Genomic DNA, 24,109 nt, shown 5'->3' with positions numbered 1-24,109 from the left:
CCACTCCGGGCTAACTGCCGTGATCACCTGCACCCCCGGCATCCTGCCCGATCGTCCTCAACAGACAGACGCCAGGGTTACGAGACATCCCTTAGAGAGCTACTTCGGTCGTGGTCACCCGGCAATACTTCCGTAACCACGCGCGTGCTACCGCGCAATCGGCTCGTGCCCGCATCTGCGGCGCGGCACCTGCGTGAGCGTCGCGCGATTCTCAGCAGAGCGCGACGCTGCCCCGGCGTGGACGCCGGGGCAGCGATCTATCGAGCCGCTCAGCGGTCGCCGATGCGCTCGTGGCCCTGGTGCTTGAACTGGTAGCTGCGCTCGGCCTTCTTGGCGTTCACCGCGATCGTTTCCGACGGGAAGGCGTTCTTGACGCGCGCGAAGTACCAGACGGCGTGCACGAGTGTGTTTTTGAACTGCTCCAGCGAGCGCAGTGCGTTGCCGTTGAGGCTGTCTGCCTGTTGCTGCGCGAGCACCGGGTTCGTGGAGTACGTCTCCATCGTCGAGGCCGGCGGCTGCCCCGTGACCGTCGAGTACGTATCGCAGTCCTCGTGGTAGCAGGGGTCGAGCTGCTCGCCCAAGACGCCACCGTACTTGGCGACCTGCTCAGCGGTCTTGTGCGCCTCGGCGCCGGCGAACACACCACCCGCAGGAATGCCGCGGTTGATGAAGCCGACGTAGTCCGAGCGGCCGTCGAACGGAATCGTCTCGCTGGCCATCCCGCGCTCGGACCAGTAGTCGGTGAGCACCCGCTCGATCACGCCGGAGCCCGCGGGCCCGGCGAGCTCAGACCCAAACGTCGAGCCGTCGCCGTCGTAGACGAGCCGCGCGAAGTTCGGCGAGGCAATCATGTCGGTGTCGAGCATCATGTCCGTACGCGCGACCTCGGCATCGGAGAGGTGGGCGGCGTAGTACTGCGAGCCGACCAGGCCGTCCTCCTCGCCGCCGAACCACAGGAAGCGGATCTTGTTACGCGGCGGTGTGCCCGCCTTGGCGAGCTGCTCGGCGAGCTCGAGCTGGAACGCCGTGCCCGAACCGTCGTCGTTGACGCCTGGACCCGCCGGCACCGAATCCAGATGCGCGCCGAGCAGCACCATGTGGTTCGCGTCACCGCGCTTGGTCTCGGCAACCACGTTCGGATACAGCTTCTCCTCGTCGACACCGTTGGTCGTGAGGTTGACGGTCGGGTTCTGGCCCGCCTCGTACGCGTTGTAGAGCTCCTGACCGACGGCGAAGCTCGACAACACCGCAGGCAGCGGGTACCCAGACGAGGCCGAGCGGAACAGCGCGTTGCGGCGACCCGCTGTGTCGCCCTCGTTGAAGAGGATCACCCCGACGGCGCCCGCCTCCACGGCGTTGTCCAGCTTCTGGGTGAACCCGCACGTGCCGCGCTGGATCAGCGACACCGAGCCGTTCGTCGCCGCCGGAAAGTCCGACATCTCACAGCCCGACGTGGTCCCGCCCGGGCTCGGGATCACGATGTCGTCCGTCGGGACGACCTTGACGTTCGTCAGCGACGTGGTCGGCGAGTGCTCGAAAGCGATGAAGTCGACCGACGGCGAGTCGTCGTCCGCGGCGCTACCGGCGACATAGGACTTGCTCGTCGGGGAGACCTGCTGCAACACGGGCGCCGCGGTCTCACGCCACTCCGGCATGTTGAACATCTCATAGCGGACGTCGTAGCCGGCCTTCTCCAGCGTGGCCTTCACGTAGGCCGCCGACGCGGTGTAGCCCGGCGTGCGCGTGTAGCGCGTGCCGCCGTTGAGGTCGGCGATGTTCTGCAGCGCCTGCTGATGTTCGGTGATGCCCTCCACGGTCACCAGCTGCTCTAGCCGGGTCGAATCAACGTCCGGCGGTGCTGCAACCGCCGGCGGCGCGCCAATGAACGCAACGATGATGGCGGCCGTAGCCGCCAGACGCACTCGATGCATCTCCTCCTCCTGACTCTTGCCTCCTGACGCTTGCCTCCTGACTCTTGCCTCCTAACTCTTGGGCAGCAACCCCCTGTTGGCCACAACCCTCGACTACCTGTCGTCTCTCCCATGTGGCGGTCACCGGGAGGCTGCACTCATCGAAACCAATGGCCCGGTTCTTCGCCCAACACATCTTCGGCGCCAGCCGCAACGCCAATATCGCCGCCGCCCCGGCCGGCACCCACGTCGAGATCCACGTCGGCCAGGACCAGTACCTCGACCTGGAGAACGAGGCGTTCGCGGCCCTCACCCGCGACGGAAGAAGATGCGCCGTTGGACCGAGGCCGTATCCGCCGCTGCGGTCCACCGGCCCCTGGCTGCTCACGGTCTGGGCAGGTGTCCCAGGTTTGCGAGGTGGCCGCGGTAGTCGTCGAGCAGTGCCGCGTCGACGGGTGGGCAGGCGATGCCTGCTCAGGCGAGGGCGATCGCCGGCAGGTCCCTGTGTAGTCGCGGCGCCCATTCCCACCGGCTGGCGGGCAGCAGGCTGGCGCGAGCGACGGCCGGGCCCGCCCACTCGCAAGGTGGGCGGCCCCGGCCGCGCGGCTCGCCCAGCGTCAGCTGGCGCAGCTTCCCGGCGGGGCTCTCGACGCTGCCGTCCGGGGCGTCGACCGACGGTGATCGCGTGGGCACCGCAGGTCAGTCGTGGCGGTGACGCACGATGTAATCGATGTAGCGGATCGTGTCCTCGCGGCCGTCCTCGTTGATCGAGTCCCACAGGTCCGCCAGCCAGTAGAGAGAGCCCGACAGCCGAGACCGCAAGCGGGTCACGGTGTTCATAACGCCGGTGGGCCGGTATGACGCTCACCCGCGTCGGCCTCAGCATGCCCGATCGTTCCGCAACGCCTCGTGATGCACGCCGAGCTGCTCGGTCAGGCGCCGGATGACCGACTTCGGGTCCGACGCGCGGTACAAGCGCACAGAGCGCTGGCGTAGCTCGTCGGGGTAATCGTTCGGTACTGCCACGGACGACTTCCTCCCGCGGCCATCAGGCCATGATCAAAAAGCTCCATGAAAGCGGGGGCGGCCCACTTCCAAGCCTGTTAGCCGTCACCGAAGGTGACGGCTAACAAACCTGGTGCGGTGCCGGTGCCGGAGTGTCGACGATCTGGCAGGTCAGGTGACCCCGACGTTCAGGTAGAAGTGGCCGATCTTGAGCGAAAGCGAGGCGCCTCCGAAGTGGTGAATGAGCAGCGCCAACAGGATGACGATCAAGATGCAAACGACGAGCCAAATCAGGAACCACACGAACCCTGGGATCCCGTAGCGACCGACGCGAGCCATTAGGCTCGCCCCCTCGCGGTTGGCGCTGCAGCACACACCGCCACGCATGGACGTGTCGGCTGTCGGTAACTGCGCCCGACGCTAGCGGACGTCTCCATACAGCCTCCTTCATTGAGGTGTCGCGAAATTTCCCTACCGAAGCGCGCGTCAAACCGGGGAGGGAGGAGCCCGCTTCAGGATGCCGCCGGGGCCGCGTTGTTGACCCTCGGCTCCCATAGCAACGGGCACGCAACGGGCACGACCTTGGCCTCGTCCGGTGGGGCTGCTGATTTCCGAGGAGGGTTGAGGTTCGGGGGGAGTTCCCCTCGTGGTCCCGGTGGTCCCAGCGTGGCCGCCGGCCCGGCGGATTCCGGCTGGAGGTCGCCAGCAGGCCGGGGCCGAGCCGGCGCGCCCGCTTTGCGGGCAGCCGTGACGAAGCGAAGAGCTCGGCAGGGAACAGGGCTGGCCCGTGGCTCGACCGCGGTCAAAGGAGAGCTTCCGGACGGCGCACTTGACCGGCATGGTCCCCAGGAAGCCAGCAAGGCCGGCCCGATGTTCGGACCAGCCCTCTGACCTGCTGATTCATCCTGTCGGGACGGCCGGATTTGAACCGACGACCCCTTGTTACCGACCGTAGCCATCCCAACCTTGTCATTGGCTGTCACAAATAGGCACTGAGCTGCACCGACGCGATCCAGCGATGACCGTCTTTTGTCACTGGTTGTCAACCGCAGGCGGGGGTTTTTGGGGGGTAAACGGGGGGCCGGACCACGGACGTCGTCAGCGTCCCACCGCGTCCCGCTCCCCATCAGCAGAACACCCGTCACCAAGGGAACAGCGCACCCCTACCGATCGCGACACGCTGGCCGCGGGCATGGGGGTTCGTGTCGGTGGGGCGACGGCGACCGGACATCTATGCCAGGGGGGTGCCGGCCCGTTGGCCGCCGCTTGCGGCAGGAAAGGGGCTGCGCGGGGTCGTCCGTCCCGTCATAATCTACGTCGTGAGTCGCGTCTTCCCGTGTCCGTGCTGCGGGCACCTGACCTTCGCTGAGGGGCCGGGTTCGTATGAAATCTGCCCGGTTTGCTTCTAGGAAGACGATCAGATCCAGCTGCGCTGGCCGGACTGGTCGGGCGGTGCGAACAAGCCACAGCGCTACTCGCGCAGCCAGCGGACGATTTGCTGCGCCACGGCCGGCGGACAGTCGGGCCGACGCGCCAGGGTCAGCGCCCGGTGTCCCGGCACCACCCGTTCATACACGGCGATCGCCTCCGCGATTGCAAGCTTGGTGCCCGCGCCGGCATCCGGCCACAGCCGCTCTTCCAGCCACGCTCCGAACGTGGGGTCGTTGCTCAACACGTTCCGCAGGACCTTGGCCATCACGCGGGTGATGCTGGTGCCCAGGTCGTGGCTGTCCCAGCCGCTCACGACACGGCGGACGAGGTCGGCCGCCTCGCCGATCGGCAACCGGCGCAGGCCCAACGGCCCGATCGTCGCCGCCCACCGGCTGAAGTCCGACGCCATCTCCGCCTTCGCCTGCACCGACGGCACGGCTCCGTTGCCGAGACGCGCGCTGATAGCCAGGACCGGCTCAGACATCTTTCGCACGACGCGCCGGATCAGGGACACGTCGAGCGGCTGCAGGTTGTCGAGCCGGATGACGAGGTCCACCAGCCGGGACGCCAGCTGACTGTCCTCGCGGGCGTCGATGGCCGTCCCCAGGCGGTCCGCGGTGGCGGTGGAGACCTCCTCAAGCGCGCCGCCCGTGAACAGGGAATCCGGCGTGATCGCCGGATCCGCGAGGAGCGTTGCGGTCTGCCGCGCCGCCTCGGTGTGCCGGGACGGAAGAAGATGGCGAACCCAGCTGAACAGCTCCGGAGTGAGCGCCTCCCCGTCGCTGCGGATCGTCGACACAGCGGCGATCATGCCGGCGTTCGCGGCGGCCGGGCTGGGACCGCTGAGCAGCTCCCGGCTCAGCCATTGCCGGGCCACCTCGTCGGCACGGCAGATCCGCCCTTCGAACTTGGCTCTACGCTGGGTCGCTCGCTTGCCGGAGGCCGGAAGCCAGGGTGAGCCGCCAGGGCGTGTTTGGCTTTCCGCACACTTGCCGCCAGCGCCCACCACCCGCCCCGCTCTAATGGGGAGGTGGGCTCGCTGCCCGCGAAGCCTCGGTCAGGGCGTGGTCGATGGCGGCGCCGCCAGCATCAGGATCAGCGAGGGTGGCGAGGACCTCGAACCCGGTCGGGCCGCGCCGTAGCACGCTCACCTCGACACCGGCACCCAGATCACACACCACCAGGAACGAACCGACCGGCAGCTGCACACCCGAGGCCACCAGATAGGTCCCGACTGCGACCGGCGCCTCCACCAGTTGGGACTGCGCCAACCCGGCGCGGTGCGCGGCCTGGCGTAGCCATGTACGTCGCCGCGGTCCCCACCCGGCCGGAACCACCAGCCGCACATCCTGCACCGCCGGGCCCACGGTCCGCTGCGCCTCATCGGCTACCCGCCGTAACGTCGCGGCCAGCACGTCCAAGCTGTCGAGCTGCGCGTCCTCGACAGCCAACTGTTCCGGGGAGCGCCGAGGCCTGGGGATGAACCGGTCCGGGCCGGTCAGGGCCGCCTGCCAGGCCGCCTGCCCGATCAGCAGGCTCCCTTGCGGCGATAGGAAGACCGCGCTGGACAGCGCCGGTGCCCCGTCGAAGAGCAGCGGCGCCCAGGTGCCGTCCGGCCACGCCAGCACGGCAGTGGTACTGGCGCTGCCGCAGTCGATCGCTAGCCGCGCCGCCCCCGCTCGCATAGATCTCTGTCAAACATAAGGATCACGCTTACGTCACCCGTGAATTACTCACCGACATCACCATCGCCTCGTCGCACCTCGCGTTAGCCGGCGCAGAAGGCCGGGCACAGCAGCGCCGATGGGACGCCATCAACGCAAGGCAAGGTTGAACGGGGATTCTGGTGAGGTGTCCCCCGCCGGCCGGGCCTGACCTGGACGTACGTCTCCGACTTCGCACTCGGCCTGGTCGCGGGTGAGTTCGCGATGCGCGACTCGATGGCGTGGCTCGCGGGCAACGTCTGCTCCGGAGCCCTGAGCTTCATCCCGGTCGTCGGCTGGATCGTCGGTGCCATCACCGACATCCGGGATGCCGTGGCCGCCGCCATCCGCGGCGACTGGGTCAGCGCGGGCTTCAGCGTCGTGGGCCTGATCCCGTACGCGGGCGACGCGGTCGCGATCCCGGCCAAGGTTGCCAAGTTCGCGCTCAGGTACCTGCACCGCATGGACGCCGTCGTCCGGTTCGTCACCCGCTACGACAAGCTCACCGACGCGGTCAAGGACATCGCGCTCGAACTGATCCTCGGCGAGACCTACAACTACCTGCAGAGCGGTGACACCTCGTTCAACTTCGTCGCGTTGGCCGCGACCTCACGCTTCAGCGATGCCGACATCCGCACCCTGTCCAAGGGAGATCGCACCAAGTGGAAGTCAATCGAGGAAGCGATGAAGCTGCCGAACCACCGGCCGGGCGTGCCGGTCCCACCCCAGTGGAACTACACGGCGGGCGAGGAGTATCTGAAGACGATCCTGAGCAACTGCCTACCGCAGCACCAGGTGAATACCCCGGGCTACCCGAGAGCGGGCTCGAAGTGGCGCAAGGCCGACTGCGCTGAGGTGGACGACATCGACGGCTCGGTGACGTTGCACGAGGTCAAGACCGGTGTTCCGACCTGGACCGAGAGCCTCATCGACGAGTGCCTGAAGGACGCCTGGATTCCCACCGACGAGGCCAAGAACGTGCACGGGCAGAAGAACATCAAGAAAGTACACTGGCACTTCTTCGCGAGTGCTTCCTTCGACAGCATCGGCGTCCACCCTCCGCTGTTGGAGTGCCTGAAGAACAACAACATCGATTTCACGATCCACGCACCGAGCGGGGCATAGTTGCAGTGAGCCTGGAAATGGGTGTCATCCCGTCCGGGGCCGAGCTGAGCAGGGCGACCGTGGTCGCCCTGCTCAGCAGGGTCTTCGGTGGCGATCCGGATCTCCACGAGGGTGTCGCCGGCGGGGAGTACGCCGAGTTGGTCTGGGAGGGGGAGCGGCTCGGCACGCAGTGGTTCGTGCACCCCGGCAAGACGGGCGTCAGCGAGCTGGTCGTCTCGATCTGGGACGCCTTCCCCCTGCTGCCGGCCGCCGGATTCCGGGCCGAGGTGACGCGGGTCGTCGAGGTGCTGCAGGAGGTGGCGCAGGCGACCGGCGGTCGGTTCGTCGTCGAGGAGGGCGATGTCACCGGCGCGCCGCTCGGCGAGGTCCTCGACATGATCTCGTCGGACGAGGACGACCGGACGCCTGCCGGGATGGTCCTCAGCACCACGGCCGAGTCCGACGAGGACTTCCTGCGGCGCTACCTGGCCGCCGGAGACGAACGGCTCGCCTGGCTGCACGACCAGGCCGCCCGCACCGGCAGGCCGCAACGGCTCGACCATTCCCGCGACAGCCTGACCCCGATCTGGGGCTGGGCCATCGGCGGCCTCGAGTTGCGCCCCGCCGATGCTCCCCGGGAGAAGGTGATCCTCGAGAACGGGAGCGTCTTCCAACGCCCGACGGACGCCGTCCTGCCGATGTGGTACGGGCGGAGTGCGCTCCTCGCCCCGCACATCTGGTCGGACGAGTCCCTCGCGCTGATCGACGCGGTCGCGTTCTACGCCGCGGAGTGCGTCCGCCACGCCGTACCCGGGCTGAGCTGGCAGGTGGGGCACGGGGAAACCCGGGGATACGTGTATGAGGGTCAGCCGGTGCTGGCCGGGCGTGGCCACGACCTCGAGCCGATCAGCTCGCTGAGGCCGCTCATGGGGAAGGTCTACCACCTGCGCAACCCCGACCCGGCGGACCCGCGCACCCCGCCGGCCGCGGAGGACCTGCGGGACTGGTTCGACGCCGCCGTGGCGGAGCGCCGCTCCGAGAGTTGATGAGCGCCGACGGGCGGTGGAGTCGCCCGCACGCGAACGGCCGAGACACCCGGAAGATGCGCCCCCGTCGACTACGTGACGTAGTCATGTTCGAGATATTGCCTGGTCACGCGACTACTTACGTGATCCGTGATCGGCCCCGGTGCCCATCACGGTCGAACGCCGCAGGGAGTCGGCGGGCGCCGCACCGGGGCCAGAGACAGGAGAGCGACATGCGTGATCAGAAGGAATCCCGGCGGTTCGGCGCCCGCGCCTCGGTGCTCGTGCTCGGTATCGCCGTCACCGGTGCGGTGGTCACCCCGGCGAGCCCGGCGTCCGCCTCCCCGATCTGGTGCGGACAGCCTAGACCGACCCATGCCACACTGCTCACCCTCGCCCACACCCTGCACCGGCTCGGCACGGTCGTCGACGGCGGCCGCGACCGGTAACCGTTCGGACCTGCCCGGGGTGGGTTGGGTGCCCGGGTCATCATCGCCGCCGGCCGGATCCGGGACGGTCGTGGCGCGCTGGGCGGGCCGGTTGGCCACGTTGAGGCGCACCTCGCCGTACGGGGAGATGTTGGTCCAGAACAGCGAGGTCAGGCCGCGCCGGTCGGCGGCCCCGAGTTCGACCGATCGAGCCGGAGGACCTGGCGCGCATCTCGCCGTACCTGACCGAGCACATCAACCGGTTCGGTGAGTACTCCACCCACGAGCTCGGCATCCAGCCCGAGGCGTACGACCCGAAGCTGGACGTCGACTTTACCCCGCTGCGGGACCATGACCTGACCACGGCAGGCTTCGGTCAAGCTGCCTGAACTGTGCAGGGACCGGTCGGCATCATGGGGTCATGGACGAGACACGCGAGCTGACCGAGAGAAGGCGGCATGCGCAAGGCGCGCTTGACCGGGTGCTGCGCGTCTTTCCCGGACAGCTGGCGGCTATGGACCGGTGATGCGGTCCACAGCCCGGAGGGGTTGCTGCGTCAGGCATTGAGGCCCGGATCTGCTTGGAATGTTGCCGAGAACGCAGTGTGAGGCGATGACGCCGACTCGCGGTCCTCGGAGACTGCGTGCTCACCCTGACGCCATTGCGGCAGCGCAACGCAACCGCCCATCTGGCCTTCGCGGTTATAGTTCCAGGCAGCGTCGCGTGCCAGCCTCCATGGCCCCATGGTGGACGGATGACGCAACGTTCCGCTGCCAACAAACTGAGGCAGTTGCCTGGTTGTTTGGGAAGACGTCTCGCTTACAAGCTCTGTGCATCTCGTCCGGCGCAGTCTGTCGGCGTCACTGGCCTCGGGCCACCGTCCGGATTCGGTCCTCCCTGGGTGGCTTCGTCCGCGCCGGTTGCTAATGAGAGTTACCGGGTCGGTTGCTGCAGACTCGGGTCCGGTAGCCGCTGGCGGGTGAGCACTCCCGGTTGCAGGGCGCTCTGGCAGCCCTAGTGACAGATCGTGCCCCTGCCGGTGGTCGGGAGACAAGACCGCTGATGGGATGTCGTGCCCGCCGCTCGCCGGCGTGAGCACTTGTTCATTAGCTTGCGGAGGTCTCCCGAAGGCTGCCTGAGGTCCGCTGTGGACTTGGGAGGCTGGTGTGCTGTTCGTGGGAGACGACTGGGCCGAGGACCACCACGATGTCGAGGTACACGTCAAGCGGACCTTGACGCCCGTACGGACGCTGCCGAAACAGACTGAGTCGGCTCTCGTGTCACGGACCGCACCCCGGCGGACACCGCCACAGTGGCGCAGTTGACCCAACCTCGCCCGGCACGGACCCGGCTCCCGGGGTCGGAGCTGGCCACCGGCGGCCACCCCTCCCCCTCCCAGGTGAGCGGTTGACCTGACCATGCGCGGTTGTAGAGCCGGCTCCTGGACGACCGACATGCCTTCGCGCGGCCACCGCCCCCATGCTTGGGGCTTGCCGCGCGGACCCGGCAGGCCCTTCCCTGCGCCGCGCTGCTCAGGCGCGCGCGGTGCGGCCGGCTGCCGGCGACGAACCTCCACCACTCTCCCCCGCTCTCCCGTCTGCGGCGGCCCCGGGCTACCCGCTCTCCGCGCCAGCCGCCGGGCGTGTTGCGTGGCCGGAGTCGGAGCGCCAGCGGAGCGTCGGACGCGCGCCCAGGCGGCGGCGCGTGCGGCCCGTCAAGTGCCGCCTTGAAGACGTACAGAAACTTTGAACAGCTTCGCCGGCAGCCGGTGTCCGGTCTCGGGACCTGCGTGACACATCGGTATCAGGACCTGCGTGACACTCCGCTGAGTGTTGGTGGAGATGAGCGTGATGGAGCAGCGGTATCGAGCCGTCCAGGACGTGCTTGCCGGATCGACGGTCACGGACGTGGCCGAACGGTTTCGAGTCTCCCGCCAGGCCGTGCATCGCTGGCTGGCCTGGTATCAGGACGAGGGCCTAGAAGGGCTGGCCGACCGGTCCAGCCGGCCGCGGTCCTCCCCCGGGCAGACCCCGCCGGAGGTGGAGGCGCTGATCTGTGAGCTGCGCAGAAACCACCCTCGCTGGGGCGCCCGTCGCCTGGTCTATGAGCTCGGCCGCCGTGACTGCCCCGGCCCGATCCCGTCGCGGATCACCGTGCATCGGGTCCTGATCCGCCACGGCCTGATTGACCCGATACCCCGCCGGCGTCGTCGAGAGGACTACCGGCGGTGGGAACGTGGCCGGCCGATGGAACTGTGTCAGCTGGACATCGTCGGCGGCATCCAGCTCGCCGACGGCGGTGAGGCCAAGGTTGTCACCGGCGTCGACGACCACTCCCGCTTCTGCGTCATTGCCGCCGTGGTCCGCCGGGCCACCGGCCGCGCCGTCTGCCTCGCCTTTGTCGAGGCGCTGCAACGGTTCGGGGTGCCCGAGGAGGTCCTGACGGACAACGGCAAGCAGTTCACCGCCCGGTTCGGCCGCGGTGGCGGGGAGGTGATGTTCGACCGGATCTGCCGGGAGAACGGCATCACCCACCGGCTGACCAAGCCCCGCTCACCCACCACCACCGGCAAGGTCGAGCGGTTCCACCAGACCCTGCAACGCGAACTGCTCGACGACGTCGAGGTCTGGGCCGACCCGCAGGAAGCCCAAGCAGCGATCGACGTCTTCCGCCACGAATACAACGCCGAACGGCCTCACCAGTCCCTCGGGATGGCGTTCCCGGCCGACCGGTTCACCGCTTGCCCTGCCGAGGAGCAGTTGCCGCTGCGGCTTCCGCCGACGCTGGCGACCACGATCCCCGCGCCCCGCCGGCCGCTGTCGACACCCCCGCCGACGCCTCCACCGGCCGCCGTCATATCAGCGCCTGTGGCCACCGGCGGGGATGTCGGCCTGGCCGTGGAGGTCACCCGCCTCGTTCCCGCCTCGGGCAACCTCACCGTCTGCGGGCAACAGTTCTGGCTCAGCCCTCTCCGAGCCGGGCTGCCGGTCACTCTCTGGGCCGACACCACCGTCGTCCACCTGCTCATCGACAGCGTCCGGCTCAAGACCGTGCCGTCCCGGCTCACTCCCGCTCACCTGCGCCAGCTCCTCGCCGACGACGGCGTTCCCGCCGGGCCGCCACCGATCGCCACCGGACCCGCCGAGCCCGACGCCCCGATCGAGGTCGAGCGGCTCGTCAACGCCACCGGCCTGATCGGCCTCGCCGGACGGCAGCACCGCGTCGGCTACCACTTCGCCGGACAACGGGTCACCCTCCGACTCGACCGCGGCCTCATGCAGATCACCGCCGGCGGCGTCCTGCTGCGCAGCCTGCCCAACCCTCTGAGCGCCGCCGAGATCGCCACCATTCGAGACGCCCGCCCCGCCGGACCCCTACCGACCCTGGCACCCGAACCGATGCGGGTTGAACGACGTGTCAGCAGCCGCGGATCCCTCGTCATCGCCGGTCAGCGCATCCACGTCGGCATCCGCCACGCCGGAGCAACCCTCACCGTCGAAGCCGCCGACACCACCTTCCGCGTCCACGACGGCGACCAACTCGTCACCGAAGTCACTCGCACCACCGCCAAGGACATCGCCAGGTTCAAGGCCCGCAAACCCGAGCCCCCGCGCAACCGCAAGTCCTCGGATCACCCACCACAGCCATGACCTGCACAATGACCCCCGTGACCCAGGATCAGGCCGCCGACATCAAGCCCGGCGAGATCTACGAGGACTGCCACTTCCACCCCGTCCTCTGCCTCTATAACGACGGCGACCAGATCCACGGCGTCTCCCTCATCGACGCCAGCTCTCCCCGAGCCTGCTCCATAGGCTTCTGCGCCGTCATCAAACTCACCGTCGACGACGTCATCGCCGCGCGAGCCGACTGGCCGGGATACCTGGAACGACGCCACGCAGAGTTCGAAGCCGAGTGCGACGAGCACACCACTTGACCGACCCCTGGCGAGAGCCCATAACTAACTACAAGATCGTCTAGCCGGACGTGTCACCCACGTCCCGAGACTGATCTGTCACGCAGGTCCTGAGACTCGACATCGCCGGCAGCCGGCCGGCTCGTACGTGTGTTCGAGTAGAATTCCGCTGGTGGAGGTGCGCGGTCGGTGGTGGAACGGGTCTTGGGGTCGCATGGCCCGGCGCGAGTCTGGCTGGTTTCCGACGGCCGGCTCTGGCGGGTCCGTGGCCGCCTCGGTGGCGACGGAGGGCGTGAGATCACGCACGACTTCCCAAATGAAGCAACCGCCCGCTCGATGGTCGACCGGATGAGGAAGACCACGGCCGACACCTGGCGAGATCTCACGGAGGCGGTCCGGCAGGAAGCAATCCGCCGGCAGACCCACTAGCGGGGCTCGCGAGTCTCGGAGCGCCAGCGGCGAGCACGCCCGACTTGCCTTGGTGTGGTACTCGGTGGAAGCACATCCGCGACCTGGTGGTGATCGCGTGGACGATGACGCCCGACCTCGACCCCGACCTCAGCCGCGATGGTGGGCGGCCGCCGCGCCCGAACCGGAAGCAGTTCCGATGGACATCACGGGCGAAGATGATGACGTCGACGACGCCGTGCCGTTCAGAGATGACGAACCCATCGGCACGCAGGACGACGCCGATGGATCGGACGTTAGCGAGCCGCTGACCGCCGATGAGCCCGATGACCTGCATGATCGAGCGCCATGGTGGATCCTCCATGGCGAAAGAATTGAAGGGATCGCACTGTCCAACCGCATCAGGAAGCGCGAGAGCGACAGACGACGCGGCTTTTTTCCGATCTACGACACGTTCTGGGGTTACATTGACGTTGACCCGTTGTCGGTGTTGCCCACGGTGCGGGACGCCACCATCGCACTGGACCGGCGGAACGACGCGCTGCAGCGATTGAACTCGCCACACCCAATAAGGCTTCAGGTCAACGTGGTTGTTGCCGCCGCTGTGGCGCTCGGGATCGTCCATGGGTCTGCGGCCGACAGGCTGGTGGCCTCCGCCGCCTGTCTGATCTTCGGGTTCTGGTTCGCGATGATGGTTTCGAGATTCGCCATTTCGTCCCGTTCAACGGCCATCGTTTCCGCAGCCGTGGCGTGCGTCATCGTGCCGGCCGTTCCCGGGGATCCACGTGACACGGTGGTATGACGTCCTGGTGGGGCTGGCGTTCGCGGCTGCTGGCGTGTTTGTCGCCGCGATGCGGCTGATCGCGCTGGCGTGGCGCGCCGAGCGGATCCACTGGACGCGCCCCGACGTGGCGATGGTCGCCGCTCTCCTCGAGTTCAGCGACAGTGTCGAGTTTGCGCCACAGGACCGGCGCCAGGCCGTGGCGGCGCTTGACCGCGCCGCCACCAGGTTCGAGCTCGAGTGGCATCGCGCAAATCAGACCGGTGTCGACGTCACCGATCGGCAACTGCGCGGATGGGCCGGCCGGATCCGCGCGGAGACGCGGGAGCTACAGCGCTGGTGCGCGTTCGGCACCCCGTCGACGTTCGCCCTGCTCATGCAGACCTACGGGCTCATACTGGCGATCGTCAACCGCGACTCGATCGACGAGCAGGAGGACGCCTGGGTCCGACATGGCAGCTGGCGCAGGCCGCCCACCTCGGCGCTTGCCCGACTGTGGGTACGCGGCAAGCAATCCGGTCGGTACGTGCGCCAATGCTTGCTCGCCGGCTTCATCGCGATCACCGCGTTGCTTCTGCTCGCAGATACGGTATGGAGCGCAGTGCCGACCTTCATCGGCACGCATGTCTCCCGCGCTCTCGGCTCGGCGCTGAACTTCGACCCGACGGTGCGCGTATTCGTCGCGACGATCAGCCTGTCCTTGTTCGCCGTCGCCGGGCGCGCGTTCACCCGCCGGCATTGAACGGATGAGCTAGCGCAAGATCGACAGGGCAAGCCCTAGCCAGTCCAGGTGCGTTCAGCGGCAGGTGTCCGCCCGGACATGCACACCGCACCACGACGGCAGTTCGGCTGCCCACACCCGCCAGCCGCCCGCGTATCGCCGCGTCTCGAACCGCCACGCCCCGATCACCAGTCGATCACGGACGCGGGAACGGCGCTGAGCGCTCACCTGAAGGCTCGCCGGTCCCCAGGTGGTCCCCAGCTCCGCGCTGTCTAGCTCGCCACCAGTTCTAGTTCACGAACCAACAGAGGCCGCTCACCAGGGCATATGCTCCGGCTAGCGGCCTCTCTACGTGCTGTCGGGACGGCCGGATTCGAACCGACGACCCCTTGACCCCCAGTAGTTGAAGGAAACCGCGGCGTACTCAAGCACGTTCTCCCAGGTCGCCAATCAGCATACCCGGCCGAGTAAAGGGGTCGGGCTGCCCGCTTACACACTCGACGCCGACTGGACCGCCCATTACTCCTGGTCCCGTTCACTAGCCGTCGTCACGACCCGGCGCCGCCGCGAGGAGCTCACCACGTCGGTGCATGGACATCATCGCCACCGTCGGGTCTGCAGGCCATTGGGGATCCTCACCTGCTGGCGTCACCGCCGGCCTTGCATAGGTCGGCGAGGAGTGCATCGAGCAAACGTTCCTCCATGACCGCTCGACCCGCCTTTCGCATCTCCTCCTGCAGTGGCGGATCCCAGGACGTTACGGCCGGCGCTCCGATCAGGTCGGGACCGCTGCCGGCTCCTGGCACGTAGTCGGCTGCCGTCATCCGCCACGGAACCGCATTGGGATACCGGTCGAGGGCCGCTGCCGTCAGGCGAACGCCGGTCCAATCGAAGTCGTTGCGCCAGCGGATCACTACGCCCGTCGCGGCGCGCAGCAGCGTGTGCACTGCGGCCGAGGGCACGCCTTCGGTGCAGACCAGCGCCGGCGCTCGCGGCCCCAGGGCGGTGGCCGCCGCGCGCAGTACAGCCGGGTTCTCGCAGACGAAGACCTCTGCACAGGCCAGGGCGAGGGGTGCCAGGCGGAGTTGGTGCAGGGTGACCCGCATCGGCACGCCGGAACCGGCGGCATCGGTCAACCACCGCCCGAGCAGGCCACCGCTGGCGGGCACATTGAGCACCAGCACCTGGCTGGCCAGGTCGTCGGGGACCAGGCCGACGGACTCCCACAGCGCCCTTTCCTGTTCGCCGCTGGCCGGCATGGGCGCCCGCTGCCAGGCTGCGACCGCGCGCAGAACCAGCCCTCGTAGCGCCCCGTCCGCGAGGGCCTTCGTGTCGTTGAGCACCCGGTCGGCGAAGACCGGCATCGGCTCGTCCGCGGCAGGCAAGGCGTCCAGCACGCGGACCACGTCCTCGAACGGCAGCCCGGCTCGGACGGCCCGGGTGAGGGTACCGTCCCGACGAAGTCCTTCGAGCCAGCCTGCGTACCAGTCGGTGCCGGCGTGCCGGCCTTCGTGGGCCACGGTGAGGATGGCGTCCCGCGCCAGCGCCTCGCGCTTCGCGTCCGCCGGCCGGTTCCGCAGCGGAGCCGCCGCGGCGAGCACCTCCGGCAGGCCGACTCCGTACACGCCGCGCAGATGCGCATCCACGTCCGACAGCCGTACGGTGAACCGGCCGGCGCCGGCGGAGCGGTGGGTGCCGGTCAGCCCGATGACCAGGAGCCGTTCGTCGTCCGTGGGCGCGCTCAGGGAGACGGCGGTGTCGAGCCGGCCGCCCGTGCGTTCCAGGCTGCGCCGGGCGACGGACAGCAGCCGCCGCCAACCGGGTGCGTCGGGAAGCTGCGCCCACCCGACCCGGCCGGTCGGGCGCTGCTGCTCACCGCCACTCATTCGTCGCCGAGGCCGAACTCGACGAGCGCGGTGTCACGGCCCGACGCCCGGCGGGTTTCCGGCGAGCCGAGCGCCCGCGTCAGCGTCCCGTCGAAGTCGGCCACGTTGACCGAGCCGTCCCAGACCAGCAGCACGGTGGACACGGCGTGTTCCAGGGTGGAGTGCGACAGGTCGTAGTGCGCCGCGCCGCTGACCGCCGGGTGGGTGGCCCAGAGGTCGTACCCGGTCATGAACAGGTCCAGGTCGAACTGTTTCGCCAGGGCCATCAGCTCGCCGCGGCCAGTGTCGTCCACCCCGGCGAATGCCTCGTCCAGGCCGAGCAGACGGGGCGCGTCCGGCCGCGCCGAGCCGAACAGGGCGTTGGCGGCGGCGAAGAGCGGCAGGTGCAGCGAGATCGACTGCTCGCCGCCGGAGAGCTGGCTGTGCCGCGCCCGGGTCAGGGCTTCCGCGCCGCCGCCGGGACGGTGCAGGGTGAAGGCGAAGGTCCGCCACTGCCGGTAGTCGAGCACCTCCCCCAACAGCTCCCGGTACGGCCGCTCAGGCGCCGTCGCCCGGGCCGCCTTGATCCGGGCGGCGAAGTGCCGGCGCATCGTGGTGAGCTGACCCGGCCCGAGCCGGGCCGGGTCGCGCTCCAGCAGCTTGCAGACCTCGCGCTGCTCGGCGTCGAGGTCGTCGGCCAGCCGCCAGCCGACACCGACGGTGAGCCCGGAGGACATCCGCCGCGCCCGCATCTGGCCGTCCATCGCCTCCACCAGATCGCGGGCCTCGATGGTGCGGTGGTGGATCTGCCGGGCCAGCTGGCCCAGCAGCGCGTCCTCCAGCACCCGCTGTTCGGCGTCGGTGAGCAGCTGCTCCTGATCGCGGCGCTCGCGGGCGATCCGGTCCGCGAAGTGGGCCACCGGGGTCAGCCCCTGCTCGTCGGCGACCCGGACCACGATGACACCGTCGTCGGTGTCCCACTCGGGCCGGTGATCGAGCCCGGCTGCGGGCAGCTGCGCCTGCAACTCGGTCAGGGCGGTGGTCAGCCGGGTCGCGCTCTGCTTGAGCGACGTCTCGGTCGGGCTCAGTTCCCGGGTGGCGGCCAGGATCGCCTCGTGCAGCGCGGCCACCTGCGGGTCCAGCTGCGAGCCCTCCTCACCGGCGGACTCAGTCCGGACCGGCCAGCGCAGCCCGGTCGGGCAGCGCAGCAGACCGAGCAGGTCCGGCTGAGCGTACGGGCGCAGCCGCAGCGCGTCGTGGTGCGCCTCGGCGACCGCGGCGGCGAGGGCCTGCTCGCCCAGCTCGACCCGGGTCGCCGCGGCGGCCCGCCGTTCCCGGGCGGCGCCGACGTCGCCCCGGGCACTCTCGACGGCCCGCTCGACGGCGATGACCTCGTCGGCGGTCCGGGCCACGTCGGCCAGCACCCGTTCCGCCTCGGCGCCGACGCTGGACCGCAGCGTCCCGTACGCCTCCGCCTTCTCTTCGTGCCGGGCGGTGGCGGCACGCGCGGCGTCCTGCGCGACCGTGAGCCGGTCCACCGCCTCGTCGTGCCGCAGCTGGGCCTGGTCTTCCTGTTCGGCGGCGCGCGCCGCGGCCGGCCGGGCGCTCTCCAGCCGGACGCCCCGCTTCTCGAAGCGATCCACCGCGTCGGCGGTCTGGTCGAGCTGCTCCACCGGCAGGGACCGCTCCGCCGTGGCCCGGCGCAGCGCGGCGGCTGCGGCGGCCCGCTCGGCCAAGGCCTGGTCGAGGCGGGCAGAGGCGGCGTTGGCGGCCTCCTGGCGGGCGCGCAGCGTCGCGGCCGCCCGATCGAGTTCGCGCAGCGCCGTCTGGATCGGCGCGATCGGCGGGAGCTGCGCTCCGGCGGCGTCCACGGCGGCCAGCAGTTGCTCGTCGGCGGCGAGGTCGCGGTCCAGCGCGCCGAGATCGGCGTCGACGACCGCCAGGATCCGGTCGCACTCGGCGACCCGTGCGGCGCGGCGGGCCGCCCGGGCAGTCGCGCCGATGTACTCGCACTCCATCTTGGCGAACCGGCCGACGCCGACGCCCTGGGCGTACCGGCCGTCCACGCCCACCACGACCGGCGCGGTGGCCTCCGGCGTGACCGCGTCGGCCAACGCTACCGAGGCGAGCACGTCGGTGATCCGGGCGACGGGTACATCGTTTTGGTCCTCGGCGGTCAGCACGTCGGCGAGGGTGGGGCCGGTCGGGCGACGACCCGTTGGCAGTGGCAGCAGGTAGCCGTCCAGGTCGGCACCGGCCAGCCCGGCCGTCAGGTTGTCCGGCTCCGGGTGCAGCCAGGCGTCCAGCAGGCCGGCGGCGTGCAGGGCCGCCTCGATGGCTGCGGCGTCCGCTCCGGTGACCGCGTCGGTGAAGCGGACCAGTCGCCACAGCGGTGCCCCGGACCTGCCGGCGCGCGACGCCGGACGGGTCGCCGGGGTGGGTGGCGCGTCGTCGTGCTCGTCCGCGATCCGGTCACGTTCGGCGACGACCTCACCTCGCCGGTCATCCAGCGCCGTGCGGCGGGCTGCCAACACCGCGAGCCGATCCCGGCGCTGCGTCACGCCGGCGGCGGTGGCTGCGGCGTACACCTCCCGCAGCGTGTGCGTGCCGGGCTCACCGGCGGCATCGACGGCCTCGCCCAGCCGGGCCGCCAGGCCACGCCCAGCGGCGGTACCGTCGGGCGGCCCGAGGTCGGAGAGCAGCCGCGAGTTGTCGTCCGCCCACTTCCCGACCTGGGCGTGCACCTGCGCGCGGGCGTCGGTGACCGCAGCCTCTGCGCGCTGTTCGGCCTGCTCGGCGTCGACGACAGCCTCCGCCGAGCCCGCCGCGTCGGCCGCCGCCCGGTCGTGGTCCCGCTCGGCCTGGCCGTGCCGGGCCGACTGCTCTCGGACGGCGCGTACGTCGTCGCGGCGGGCACCGGTGCGGGCGGTGAGCCGGGCCGCCAGGTCACTGGCGTCGGTGTCGGCGGCACTCCAGGTGATCCCGGCGGTCTCGGCGTCCAGTATCAGGTCAGCGGCGAGCCGGTCGGCGGCGGCCCGCGCGTCGCGCGTCGCCACCGCGGCGCGCTCCCACTCGCCGCGCCGCCGCGACACCGCGTCCTGCTCGACGGTGACGGCCAGGCCGGCCCGGTCCGCGGCCTCGGCCAGGTCGTGCACGTGCCGTTCAAGGTCGGCGAGCTGCTCGTGGGACTGGTATGCCGCCGAACTCTTCAAGCTGTCCAGGTGGGCCCGGAGGCGACCCGGCTCGCCCTCGACCGCGCGCAGCCGCGCGGTGGCCGCCGACTCGGCCTCAACGGCTTCCCCCGCGACGCGGCGGGCGTCGACCAGCCCGGTCGAATGCGCGGCGACCGCCTCACGGCGGGCCGTCAGGATGTCGGCCGCCGCGCGGGCGTGGGTGCGCAGGTAGGTCGAGTAGACCGTCAGGAAGGCCGCGGTGGCACCGTCGGCCGCCACCAACCCCTCCAGGGTACGGGCGACCGCCTCCATGTCGTCGAATGAGCGGGCCGCCTCCACGAGAAGGTGGTCCTCGACCGGACGCAGGCCGCGCTGCAGCGTGCGGGACAACTCGACCGGGTTGAGGTCCTTGGCCAGTTGTGGCTTACGGAGGGTGAGCACCAGGTCGAGCAACTGTTCGTAACGGGCCGGACCGAGTCCGAACAGCCGGGCGTCGACGAGGTGCCGGTAATCCTCCGCCGAGTCCCGTACCGCGTCGGCGCCCAGGTGGGTGATCAGGTCGCGGCGGTTCAGCGGCCGGTCGTCGGCATCCAGCAGGGAGAAGTCCACCCCGACCCGGCCGTCGACAACGAAGTGCCAGCGGGTCACCCGGTCGACGTGCCGGTGCGCCCGCAGGCCGATGCCGACCGTCACGTATGACTCGCCGTCGCAGAACTCCATCCACACGTACGCGTGGGTGACCTCCTGCCCCCGGTACAGCAGGTTCGACTTCATGGTCCGGTCCTCGCTGGCGAACGGGTTGAGCCGGCGCGGCTCGATCCGCCCATCGAGGACGAAGGGAAAGAGGACCTCCAAGGCCTTGGTCTTGCCGGAGCCGTTCGGCCCACGCAGCACCAACCACCCGTCGACGAAGAGGAACTCCTCGTCGCAGTAGTCCCACAGGTTGATGATCCCAGCCCGGGTGGGGGCGAACCGGCGGACGGTGCGCTGCTCGATCACGATCTACCTCCCGAGGTCAGAAGAGGGTTTCGGCGGAGGCGCGTTGCCTGACCGCGGCGACGGTGTGGCGGTACCGGCCCGCCAACGGCAGGACCAGCACCCCGCCCGGCACGGTGGTGGTCGCGCCGAAGCGCTCCAGCAGCGCCACCGCCTCGGTGCGCAGCCGTTCCGGGTCGGCGTGCCACTGCGCCCCGAACGCGGAACCGTACCGGCGCAGAATCTCACCGACCGCCTCGCGGAGAAAACTGTCGGTGATGAACGGCAGCCGGCCGCCGCCATCGGTCTCGTCCGGGTTGCCGCCGCCGTCCACCGGGTACGGATGGTCCGCGGCGGCGTCGTCCAGCACCACCAGGGTGGCGGTGGGCAGACCGGCGTCGACCCGGTCAACCATCGCCTGCTGCCGGCTCAGCGGGTCGGGCGGGGCGAGCCGCTTGACCCGGCGGCCGTCCGGGTCGGCGATCCGGTCGGCCATCTCCACCAACAGCAGCACAGCCGCCTGCGCCACCGAACCGGTGCCCGGGAACCGCTCCCCGGTGAACCCGGCGGTGTCCACCAACAGCACCCCCTCGGCGCGTCGCTCCACCCGAAGCCCGGTCAGCCGGGCCAGGTCGGTGGCGAGCGCCGCCCCGCGCAGGTGATTGGCGACCGTCGGCTCGACGTCGGCGTGATAGACCACCGGCGACTCCACCACCGCCCGCCGGGCGGCCTGCGCGGCGGCCCGGCGTTCGGCGTTGCCGCTGCTGGCCATCGTCCGGTCGAGCAGCGCCGCCACCGACTCGACGTGTTGCAGCACGCGGGTCGGCCGGAACAGCGCGAACACCACGTCCCGCGCGACGTCGTACAGTGCCTCGCCGGAGCCGGGGTCGCTGGCCCAGGCGACGCTGGAACCGTCGGCAAGCCGGATCACACCGCGCTCCTCCAGCCAGCCCACCGCGTCGACGAACGCCCGCCGGTCCGGCCCGTGGTCCGGGTCCAACCCCAGGCCGGTGATCCGGTTCGCGTCGCCGCCGACCGAGTCGGCCAGCTCACTGAGGGTGATCTGGATGCCGGCGCGGCCCAGCACGGCCAGGCACAACGACAGGTACGCGTAGCGCTGCCGGTCGAACGGACGCCCGGTCCGGGACATCGCCGGCTGGGTCGCGTCGAGCCCGTCGGACACCCGGACCAGCCGGGCCGTCGCGCCGTGCAGTTCCAGCCGATAGCCGAAGGCCTCGGCGAGATCCCGACGCAGGGCGGCGGCGAAGCGGCGTACCCGGGGCAGCGCCCGCTCGTCCGGCCAGGTCGCCGTGATCAACGGGTGGCGCAGGACCAGCCGGACGGCGCGCTGGTAGTCCGCCAATTCCAGCTCGGAGATGTCGCCGGCGAACCGGTGACCGATTGTCGACCGCGTCCGCTCGCTGGCCGCGCTCATGCCGGCACCAACTCGCGGCGGACGGCGGTGTGCTGCGCGGCGGTGACCCTCAGCTCGTACCCATCGAGGTGCAGCTGCCCGGCGGCGGTGGACACCGTGCTGAACCGTCCCGGCGTCGGGGTGAGGGTGAGCCGGACGCCGTGGGCGGCCGCGGCCAACGGCACCGCGGCGGCGCCACCAACCCGGGCGGCGAGCGCGATGTCGAGCAGCCGCAGCAGGACCTGCGCCTGCGGCTCGTCCAGCCGGTGTCCGGTCGTCACCCCGTCAGCGGCCAGCACGGCGGCGGCGTCGGTCAGCCGCCGCTCCCGGGCCAGTTGGTCGCCGCGCAGCCGGTGCCGGCGGTCGTCGCCACGGTCCAGGCGGGCCGGCCGACCCCTGCCCTGCCCCGGCGCACGGCCAGTCGCCACCAGCGTGCGGGACAGCTCGACCGCCGGCGCCTCCCACCACGACAGCCGGCTGGCGATCGCCTCCGGATCCGGATGTGCCACGCCGACGTGTCGGGGTGCGCCGAGCCCGAAGACCACATCGAAGAGCGCGTGCGCCGCCTCCTGCGTGGCAACCTGGGTGAACCACGCTGCCACGTGGCGCAGCTGCGACTCCCGGCTCACCCCGCCGCGGCGGGCCTCGGTCACCCGACGCAGCAGCGCCAGCACGTCGCCGATCGCCGCGATGGTGGCGTCGCCCAGCCGGTCGGCCTCGCTACTCTGCTCCGGCGAGGATGGTGCCAGCCACGATCGCAACCCACGCCACCGGCGCCGCCAGTCCTCCAGCCGCTCAACCGGGGTGTGGAACAGCCGCTCGTCTGCCTCGGCCGCCGCCTCGACCAGCCGCTCCAAGCCAGTCGCCTCCACCTCGTGCACCGCCTCGCGAAGCCGGGGGGTGTAGCGCTGCAGCTCGTCGTGGAAGTCGCGCAGGTGGGCCAGCAGAGCGTCCTTGTGGGCGAGAAACGCCTCCGGCCGTACGTCGTTGGTGCGGCCCAGGTCACCGAGCATGTGGTAGAAGCGGGCGGCCCGCTCGGCGATGTCGGCCAACGCCCGGTCGAGCCGGTTGAACTTGCGGTAGACCTCCTCGGCGTCGCCGGCGTCGTTGGCCACCGCGAGCGCCTTCAGGTCAGCCAACAGGTCGGCGAAGACCAACCGGGACAGCGTCGCGTCGTCCATGGTCGCCGAGAGCACGGCCTCCACCGCCCGGTGGGCCCGGTAGCCGGCCTCCGTAAACTGGTAGACCGAGTGCCGGTTGCGGTACTCGGCCAGCGTTGTCGCGCGCGTCCCATCCTGGCTGCGGTCGAGCACGCCCCATTCCACCAGGGCGTCGAGCAGCCGCGGCAGCTCCAGCTGTGCCGGGTCGGGGCAGTCGGGGTTCGACCGGTGGAGCGCGTCGAGCGCGGCGGCCACCTCGGCGGTGTGAAGAACGACCTGGTAGCTGGATCGCGCCGCGTCGAAGGCGCGCAGCAGCCACAGGTAGGCGAACCGATTATCGGCCGTGACGTAGCCGAACAGCCGCATCCGGTCGTCAAGACCAAACTCGTCCAGCCCGAACGTGGGCCCTGATGCTGCTGCAGCCATCCGTCCCCTTCCCGGTGCGTCGACCAGCAACCCTATCCATCGGTGGCGGGAGGCGTTCTCGCGACTCGACCGCTCGGCGGCCTGCCCAACTCGCACAGTGAACTCGTTGCCCGCTTCCATGGTCCGCGCACACCGGCGCGCCGCTGGCCAGCGGGGGGTCCTCGTGCATTCCTGCACGTTTGCGGTCCGTGACGCGTCATCCGAAGGCATCGTCGGCTGCAAAGCCGGAGGCTGCTGCAAGACGGACCTGAACCTCGGCGCGTCGGAGTACGGCATCCGGTCCCAGAACGTGCACGACCAGCAGCTGACCAGCGCAACGGCCGAGGGCCGAACGAAAGATGCCAGGCCGGCCGTCCGCAGTGCGGGCTTTAGGACCCGCAGGGTCGAGGGATCCGCCGAGTCAAGGGCTCCACGAGCACCCGGCACACAGACGCCTTGACCAACTCAATCACGAAAACGAGGGTTTCCACAGGCTCTGACCTGCGGAAACCCTCTCGCTGTCGGGACGGCCGGATTCGAACCGACGACCCCTTGACCCCCAGTTTCGCAACGATTCTGTCACGGCATGTCAGAACCGATTGATACGTCCGCAGATGCGGACAGAACGGCGTCCCTTCGTGGCATCCACTGCTGCCTCATGCCAACCACTCCTGGGTCGACGGCC

17 protein-coding genes are annotated in these 24,109 nt (G+C 70.1%); 8 read left to right on the top strand and 9 right to left on the bottom strand.

The genetic code is table 11. The annotated features are described in order from the left end of the window. Window positions 1-269: 269 nt before the first annotated feature. The 3 genes from ACWD5O_RS29230 to ACWD5O_RS29220 all read right to left on the bottom strand — a co-directional run bounded on the left by ACWD5O_RS29230 (window position 270) and on the right by ACWD5O_RS29220 (window position 2,732). The gene (locus ACWD5O_RS29230; protein WP_449938085.1) at window positions 270-1,931 is read right to left on the bottom strand and encodes a M28 family metallopeptidase; all 1,662 of its coding nucleotides are present in this window, start codon (window positions 1,929-1,931) and stop codon (window positions 270-272) included. Between the two features lie 453 nt (window positions 1,932-2,384). Further along, a complete protein-coding gene (locus tag ACWD5O_RS29225) occupies window positions 2,385-2,603 on the bottom strand; it encodes a hypothetical protein (RefSeq protein ID WP_450087254.1) in 219 nt (72 codons plus the stop codon). A 6-nt stretch (window positions 2,604-2,609) separates the two neighbouring features. After that, entirely contained in the window at window positions 2,610-2,732 is a 123-nt protein-coding gene (locus tag ACWD5O_RS29220) for a hypothetical protein (RefSeq protein WP_354968571.1), read from the bottom strand. 1,385 nt (window positions 2,733-4,117) lie between these two features. On the opposite strand from ACWD5O_RS29220, the gene ACWD5O_RS29215 reads away from it, so the two are divergent. Continuing rightward, window positions 4,118-4,324 (top strand): CPCC family cysteine-rich protein, encoded by a 207-nt coding sequence (locus tag ACWD5O_RS29215; protein ID WP_450087253.1) that lies wholly within the window; start codon window positions 4,118-4,120, stop codon window positions 4,322-4,324. A gap of 62 nt (window positions 4,325-4,386) precedes the next feature. Here the strand turns inward: ACWD5O_RS29215 and ACWD5O_RS29210 are convergent, their stop codons facing one another. Together ACWD5O_RS29210 and ACWD5O_RS29205 are read right to left on the bottom strand one after the other, a co-directional pair. Next, window positions 4,387-5,157, bottom strand: coding sequence for a hypothetical protein (locus ACWD5O_RS29210; RefSeq protein ID WP_450087252.1), 771 nt, complete (start codon window positions 5,155-5,157; stop codon window positions 4,387-4,389). Window positions 5,158-5,365: 208 nt separating this feature from the next. Further along, entirely contained in the window at window positions 5,366-5,974 is a 609-nt protein-coding gene (locus tag ACWD5O_RS29205) for an Hsp70 family protein (protein ID WP_450087251.1), read from the bottom strand. 300 nt (window positions 5,975-6,274) lie between these two features. Here ACWD5O_RS29205 and ACWD5O_RS29200 point away from each other — a divergent pair, with 300 nt between their 5' ends. The 7 genes from ACWD5O_RS29200 (at window position 6,275) to ACWD5O_RS29170 (ending at window position 14,453) form a co-directional block, all read left to right on the top strand. Beyond that, window positions 6,275-7,174, top strand: a complete 900-nt coding sequence (locus ACWD5O_RS29200) for a hypothetical protein (protein WP_450087250.1) — start codon at window positions 6,275-6,277, stop codon at window positions 7,172-7,174. A gap of 5 nt (window positions 7,175-7,179) precedes the next feature. After that, the gene (locus ACWD5O_RS29195) at window positions 7,180-8,199 is read left to right on the top strand and encodes a hypothetical protein (protein ID WP_450087249.1); all 1,020 of its coding nucleotides are present in this window, start codon (window positions 7,180-7,182) and stop codon (window positions 8,197-8,199) included. Between the two features lie 212 nt (window positions 8,200-8,411). Further along, entirely contained in the window at window positions 8,412-8,627 is a 216-nt protein-coding gene (locus ACWD5O_RS29190) for a hypothetical protein (protein WP_450087248.1), read from the top strand. Between the two features lie 1,820 nt (window positions 8,628-10,447). Beyond that, complete coding sequence (locus tag ACWD5O_RS29185) at window positions 10,448-12,256, top strand: IS481 family transposase (RefSeq protein ID WP_450087257.1); 1,809 nt, start codon at window positions 10,448-10,450, stop codon at window positions 12,254-12,256. Between the two features lie 17 nt (window positions 12,257-12,273). Continuing rightward, a complete protein-coding gene (locus ACWD5O_RS29180) occupies window positions 12,274-12,543 on the top strand; it encodes a hypothetical protein (RefSeq protein WP_157743602.1) in 270 nt (89 codons plus the stop codon). 586 nt (window positions 12,544-13,129) lie between these two features. Then, a complete protein-coding gene (locus tag ACWD5O_RS29175) occupies window positions 13,130-13,732 on the top strand; it encodes a hypothetical protein (protein WP_450087247.1) in 603 nt (200 codons plus the stop codon). 7 nt (window positions 13,733-13,739) lie between these two features. Then, window positions 13,740-14,453, top strand: coding sequence for a hypothetical protein (locus ACWD5O_RS29170; RefSeq protein WP_450087246.1), 714 nt, complete (start codon window positions 13,740-13,742; stop codon window positions 14,451-14,453). Between the two features lie 614 nt (window positions 14,454-15,067). On the opposite strand, the gene ACWD5O_RS29165 is transcribed toward ACWD5O_RS29170, so the two are convergent. The 4 genes from ACWD5O_RS29165 to ACWD5O_RS29150 are packed head-to-tail and all read right to left on the bottom strand — an operon-like array spanning window position 15,068 to window position 23,445. Continuing rightward, window positions 15,068-16,318 (bottom strand): TIGR02679 family protein, encoded by a 1,251-nt coding sequence (locus ACWD5O_RS29165; RefSeq protein ID WP_450087245.1) that lies wholly within the window; start codon window positions 16,316-16,318, stop codon window positions 15,068-15,070. Next, entirely contained in the window at window positions 16,315-20,469 is a 4,155-nt protein-coding gene (locus ACWD5O_RS29160) for a TIGR02680 family protein (RefSeq protein WP_450087244.1), read from the bottom strand. The genes ACWD5O_RS29165 and ACWD5O_RS29160 overlap by 4 nt, the downstream gene beginning before the upstream one ends. Window positions 20,470-20,485: 16 nt before the next feature. Then, window positions 20,486-21,880, bottom strand: a complete 1,395-nt coding sequence (locus tag ACWD5O_RS29155; RefSeq protein WP_354967740.1) for a TIGR02678 family protein — start codon at window positions 21,878-21,880, stop codon at window positions 20,486-20,488. Continuing rightward, a complete protein-coding gene (locus tag ACWD5O_RS29150) occupies window positions 21,877-23,445 on the bottom strand; it encodes a TIGR02677 family protein (RefSeq protein WP_354967741.1) in 1,569 nt (522 codons plus the stop codon). The genes ACWD5O_RS29155 and ACWD5O_RS29150 overlap by 4 nt, the downstream gene beginning before the upstream one ends. Window positions 23,446-24,109 lie beyond the last annotated feature (664 nt).

It is taken from the genome of Micromonospora sp. NPDC005161 (assembly GCF_053599855.1).
The sequence above is the reverse complement of the archived record's forward strand: the minus strand, read 5'-3'. Positions and strand labels throughout refer to the sequence as shown.